Annotated in this window: 1 protein-coding gene; it reads left to right on the top strand. The window is 45.0% G+C overall.

Features of this window, described 5'->3' with window-relative positions; all coding sequences use genetic code 11:
• A partial coding sequence (locus R7O13_RS28470) for a GGDEF domain-containing protein (RefSeq protein WP_318305404.1) occupies positions 1–525 on the top strand: 525 nt, incomplete at its 5' end.
• Between the last annotated feature and the right edge of the window lie 93 nt (positions 526–618).

Raw genomic sequence — 618 nt, 5'->3', positions numbered from 1 at the left:
ACCGTAGTACTGTTTTATGTGAACATGCACACCGAACGTCGCTACTTTAAAGATCTTGCTGCAAGAGACCCAATGACAGGGCTGCTCAACCGTAGAGGAATGCAGGCCGTTTGGCGTAATAAAATGACGAAGAAGAACGTGGCATTGGCTGTGTTCGATATCGATAACTTTAAGACTATCAATGATACTTACGGCCATGATGTAGGTGACTCTGCGATTCAACTGGTTGCGAAGTGCATCCGAGACAACATTCGTCACAGTGACGTCGCATCTCGCTTTGGTGGCGAAGAGTTTATTCTCGCGATATACGATGAAGATATTGAAGGGATGAAGCACATTCTCGAACGAGTCAAAAAAGCGATTGATGAACGATCACGACGAGTTACGAAGAATGGATTTACCGTGTCGGGTGGTGTGGTCTTTAGCTCTGCAAGCAAAGCGGAAAGCTTTGATGAACTGTTCAAGGCGGCTGATGAGAAGCTCTATGAAGCGAAAAGTACCGGAAAGAATAAGATTTGTTATTAGTTCGAGGCGCACTTGCTAAAAAGCAGTCTGACAAATAGCTAAAAGGGCGATAATATCGCCCTTTTTTGTACTTGTCGTTCAACCAGCACGCAC

It is taken from the genome of Vibrio sp. Y176, from assembly GCF_033438945.1.
The sequence above is the reverse complement of the archived record's forward strand: the minus strand, read 5'-3'. Positions and strand labels throughout refer to the sequence as shown.